The organism is Acetobacter indonesiensis, from assembly GCF_000963945.1.
GTDB lineage: Bacteria > Pseudomonadota > Alphaproteobacteria > Acetobacterales > Acetobacteraceae > Acetobacter > Acetobacter indonesiensis.
Genome location: NZ_BAMW01000054.1, coordinates 1 through 4,771, shown reverse-complemented (window position 1 = coordinate 4,771; position 4,771 = coordinate 1). Strand labels below are relative to the sequence as shown.

Sequence of the window (4,771 nt, the reverse complement as noted above, 5' to 3'; positions counted from 1 at the left end):
TTGACGCGCAGAAACTGAGCAACCAGCTTCTGTCCCAGCAGATGGGCAACCAGCTTGTGGGGGAAGTTGGCGGTCAGATTTCGGACAAGCTTAATGAGATGGGTGTGGCCGGGTTTGACACCAAGGATGTGACCAACGCCCTGGGGCGCATAGGGCTTGAGACAGCGGGTAACGCCCTTATTGCTGCGATAACGGGTGGCAATGCCGGGGCTGCTGCGGCCAGCACGGCTGCGGGTGACTTTGCCAGCATTGCCACGCGGCAATGGGCGCAGGATATTGCGCGTTCATGGACGAGCGATGCCGGAGAGCAGCGCACCATAGCCAACATTATCAGTAACAGTATTGCGTCTGCGGCAGGGGCTGCCGCCGGTGTTGCGAGCGGGGGAGGCAACAGCAGCCTGAATGCGCTGAATGGCGCTGCTGCTGCCTCCGCCGTGCAGCAATATAATGAGGCTGCGGAGGAGGATGAGCGAGACATTATTGCCGAAGCGCGTGATCAGAATGGTAAGCCGCTGACGGATCAGGAAGAACTCCAGATCACTGAATATTACAATGCCCGGCGTGAACTTGCGAAGCTTGATCCTGATAATGCTGCTTTGGGACAAAGTTTTCTGACGGAACCGGGCCGAACCGCCGTTCCGACCGAATCTGACATTGAAACAATGAACAATGCTTTGGGTGAAGCTCAGGAAGTTGATCGTCTTTTGAGCACGCCAGAGGGACAGAAGGAACTGCTGGAGAAAGCTCCCGTTGGAACAGAAAATCTACGGGAAGCCGCACAGGAAATTGTCGAAAACGAAAAAAAGAATGTTACTCCTCTGGAGGTCGGAACTTATGGAGATCAGTCAGCCAGAAGTAAAAAAGATGGATTAACACCAGACCACATTCCTTCTTTTGCGGCAGTAAGAAAATCGTTAGAACTGACGTACGGGCGCCCCCTAACTATTGATGAGCAGAAAGAGTTGCGCGCAGTGACATCAACGATTGCGGTAGAGACGAAAATACACCAAGAAAGTTCTAGAACTTATGGTGGCCGAAATTCGCAAGATCAGATTTTACAGGATGCCCAGGATTTGAGCAATGCTGCTCTCAAAGATATGGACGCTTTGAGAGAACCTCTGACAAAAGCAGGATATAGTAAAGAAGATATTGACGATGCTTTTCGTATTCTCCATCAACAAAACATAAATAATGGTTGGTATAAATGAAAAAAATTTGGGATTTTGTCGGGTTAAATGAAAAAGAATGCTTTTTCATAACAAACAAAGAATATGACAATAAAATAATATTTCCAGATGATTTAGGGTATGAATTTCATAATATTGGGTTTTCTATTTCAGTGGACTATAAAAGCTCAGTCATAAAGAACGTATTTTTCTTTAGTAAATATTATGGAAAAAAATACAAAGAGTACAAAGGAGAACTTCCGTTGGGTATTACTTTCGACATGAATCAAGATTCTGTAAGAAAAAAAATGGGAATTCCTAATTTCACAAGAGGTTCATTTCAATCTATTATTGGGTTTATGTGCCCATTGGATTCATATTTTATTATGGATAAAAAATATTCAATTGAATACCTTCCAGATTTATCTGGTATAAAAATGATATGTGCTTTTGTTGATATATAATTCTAGAGATTACTATTATTCAGAATTATAATTTAGAGAGTTTTAAAACCTTCTACATTGAGGAATGTTCGGTGATTCCGTTTTTTGTGGCAATTGGGCTATAAGGATCGTGAAATAGTCAGTTGCGGGCAAGTCTCTGAATTTTAGTGACAATTAATGGTGAGAGCGTGGGCGTGAAGAGCATGATGCTGGTGATTACTGACGTGCCCCCCTTTTTGTATCCACTCAAAAGGAGAGTTCCCGTTTTTTATGGCTTGGGGTTGATGGGATGACAAGGGTCTCGGGGGCATGCCCCCGAGACCCTTGTCTGGCGATCTGATCCGGTGTCCTACCATCCAGTTGGGAATGGGGACGCACCGTATTGTAGTCTTCCCGCCAGTCAGCCAGAACCTGTCGGGCATGGCTGAGGGAGGTGAACAGCGTTTCGTTGAGGCATTCATCCCTCAATCGGCCGTTGAAACTTTCGACAAACCCGTTCTGCTGCGGTTTCCCCGGAGCGATATAATGCCATTCGACCTTCATCTCATCGGCCCATTTCAGGATGGCATGGGATGTGAATTCTGTCCCGTTGTCGCTGACAATCATGAGGGGTTTGCCATGGCGTTCTACCAGGGCCGTCAGTTCCCGCGCCACACGTCCCCCTGACAAGGACGTGTCGGCAACCAATGCCAGGTTCTTGCGACTGAAATCGTCAATAACAGCCAGAATGCGGAACCGGCGGCCACAGATCAGGGCATCCGAGACAAAATCCAGGCTCCAGCGCTGCCCGGGTTCCTGAGGGATGGTCATGGGAGAGCGCGTCCCCAGTGCCCGCTTGCGGCCACCCCGATGGCGGACTTTCAGCCCTTCCTTCTGGTAAAGGCGGAACAGCTTCTTGTGATTGGGGCTGAATCCTTCCCGCGCCAGAAGATAACCCAGGCGGCGATAGCCAAAGCGGCGTCTCTGGGCCGCCAGATCCCGCAGGCGCTGGCGCAGGGCAGCATCGTCCGTTCCAGTAGAAACATACCGCGCAACACGCCTGGCGACACCAACAAGCGCACAGGCACGGCGTTCACTCAATTCCAGAGCTTCCTGAATATGTCGGACCACCTGCCGTTTCGCGACAGGCGTCACCACTTTTTTCCAACAATTTCCTTCAGTGCCGCATTATCCAGCATCGCATCCGCCAGAAGACGTTTCAGGCGGCTGTTTTCATCTTCCAACGCCTTCAGCCGTTTGGCCTCAGATACCTCAAGGCCACCATAGCGGGTCTTCCATTTGTAAAACGTCGCATCGCTGATCCCGTGTTTGCGGCAAAGATCAGTGACCTTCAGCCCAACCTCCTGTTCCTTCAGAATCCCTATGATCTGCTCTTCCGTAAAGCGACTGCGTTTCATCCGTCCGTATCCTTCTGATCGGACTCTACTTTTAAATGGTTACATTTCCGGGGGGCACGTCACGCGTCGAACGCCTTTCGTAAACGGATATGGGACATGGGAGCCCGACCGGCCATTCCTGCGAAACGATGCGATACGCCGGTCGCCTGCCCAAAATGGGCCTATCGGTGTCGACATCTTGTCGAAAACCTCTGGGCTCGCCTCAAGGAGTGGCGTGCAGTCGCAACCAGATACGAAAAAACAGCAACGTCGTTCCTCGCGGTCATACACATCGCTGCCGCTGCAGACTGGATCAAGCCCTAACAGACCCTAGAGAAATGAACGCTCTATTTTATTTTTGAAATCTATCATAGATTTTATATCTGTTCGCCATGTTGAAATTTTTCTACCTTCATCTCCTACAAAACTTAAATCATCTATATCAGATTCAAAAGAAATTATTTTATCTAGATTAAATTGTTCTGAAAGCAGCATACGATTTTGCAAATAAATAGATTCATTATGCAAATAGCATGGCCAAGAAGTAAAAAAATTTGCCACTTTAGGGTCATAAACATTCACAAGAAAATATGACTTCTTTTTGTGAAACAATACTTCTACTGCTTGGCACCATTGTTTTTGATAATCAACTTCATTAAAAAAAGATGTATTTGAAAAAAAGGCTTCATTGAACGAATCTATGAAAATTCTACCAAAAAACCCTTCTTCTTCATAAAAACTATCTTTTTTTTCAAAACAAATATCAAACATAACTAACCCTTTATAGGATTTAATTGAGAATCAAACGTTCCTTCTCTATTACCTTTCCTGTCAAACACTTTCCATCCATTTTCAACATTATGGCTATCAATATCTCTAGTAATATAGTTTTTCCCATTCCAGTAAGCCGGTTGACCATGTGAGTTAAATGGCAATTTCTGAGTAGGAATTCTTTGCGTATATCCCAGTTTGGCTGCCCGCTCTTTATCCCAAGCATTTTGAGTAATGTTTGCTGGACGTTCTTCCGATTCATTCTTCTCTGGTCCTTCCCCCTCTGGCTCTGGTGCGGCCGTTCCGCCACCTGACGCAGATGCACCATTCCCAGCGGAAGGAGCTTTTGTCGAACTCCCGTTTCCGCTCTGGGCCTGATGGACAAGCACATCTCCATTCAACCCCATGCTCGTCAGAATCTGGCTCACGGCGTAAACCGACTTGCCAGCACTCAGCATGCTTCGCACAACAGAAAGAACAGCCGCACTTCCCTCGGCAAGTTCGCCAGATTCAGCAACAATGACGGCAGCCTCTGCCGCTTCAATCGCAAGAGGGATCAGAAAAACAAAGTTGTTCTGCTCAACAGCAGATGCCATCGCACTGGCATTCAGAACCGTCGCCCCAGAACCACCACCAACCGCAGCTCCACCAACAGCCGAAGCCGCATCCGCAATACCATTCATCACGGCACCCAGTAGCGCCTGTTGGGCCGCAGGGTCAGAGGTCTGTTGCGCAGCCCACAGAGCAACCGCTGAAGAGGACGCCGCTATAGCTTCATCTGCTACAGCCGTTCCCGCCGCTGCAGCGCCAGCATTCCCGCCCGTTACCGCAGCAACAAGCGCATTCCCCGCCGTTTCCAGAAGTGTGCGGCCATAATTGTCCTTCCAGTTTGTTTCATCAAAACCGGCCACACCCATGTCATTGAGCTTGTCCGCAATCTGCCCGCCAACTTCACCCACAAGCTGGCTGCCCATCTGCTGGGACAGAAGCTGGTTGCTCAGTTTCTGCGCGTCAA

At 48.3% G+C, this 4,771-nt stretch carries 5 protein-coding genes and 1 pseudogene; 3 read left to right on the top strand and 3 right to left on the bottom strand.

Annotated features, from left to right (window positions below):
• Together Abin_RS12375 and Abin_RS12370 are read left to right on the top strand one after the other, a co-directional pair.
• Nucleotides 1-1,208: hypothetical protein (locus tag Abin_RS12375; protein WP_048847400.1), on the top strand; the 1,208-nt coding region annotated here is incomplete at its 5' end.
• Nucleotides 1,205-1,630 carry a hypothetical protein gene (locus Abin_RS12370; RefSeq protein WP_048847398.1) on the top strand — a complete coding sequence of 142 codons (426 nt, stop codon included), beginning with the start codon at nt 1,205-1,207 and terminating at the stop codon, nt 1,628-1,630. The genes Abin_RS12375 and Abin_RS12370, both read left to right, overlap by 4 nt.
• A 225-nt stretch (nt 1,631-1,855) precedes the next feature.
• On the opposite strand, the gene Abin_RS12365 is transcribed toward Abin_RS12370, so the two are convergent.
• Nucleotides 1,856-3,006 (bottom strand): IS3 family transposase gene (locus Abin_RS12365; protein WP_255319441.1). Its coding sequence is split into 2 segments (ribosomal slippage): nt 1,856-2,748 and nt 2,748-3,006, totalling 1,152 coding nucleotides; the frame shifts between segments, so codons are not numbered across the junction.
• Between the two features lie 60 nt (nt 3,007-3,066).
• Here Abin_RS12365 and Abin_RS12360 point away from each other — a divergent pair.
• Nucleotides 3,067-3,309, top strand: a pseudogene (locus tag Abin_RS12360) (transposase); the annotation flags it as partial.
• 6 nt (nt 3,310-3,315) lie between these two features.
• On the opposite strand, the gene Abin_RS12355 reads toward Abin_RS12360, so the two are convergent.
• Both Abin_RS12355 and Abin_RS12350 read right to left on the bottom strand, forming a co-directional pair.
• Complete coding sequence (locus tag Abin_RS12355) at nt 3,316-3,756, bottom strand: hypothetical protein (protein WP_048847391.1); 441 nt, start codon at nt 3,754-3,756, stop codon at nt 3,316-3,318.
• Nucleotides 3,757-3,758: 2 nt separating this feature from the next.
• The coding region (locus tag Abin_RS12350) for a toxin C-terminal domain-containing protein (protein WP_048847389.1) at nt 3,759-4,771 on the bottom strand (1,013 nt) is incomplete at its 5' end.

Excerpts from the sequence above, each read along its gene's own strand:
- Abin_RS12355 (WP_048847391.1), bottom strand. The coding sequence starts at position 3,756 with ATGTTTGATATTTGTTTTGAAAAAAAAGATAGTTTTTATGAAGAAGAA.
- Abin_RS12370 (WP_048847398.1), top strand. The coding sequence starts at position 1,205 with ATGAAAAAAATTTGGGATTTTGTCGGGTTAAATGAAAAAGAATGCTTT.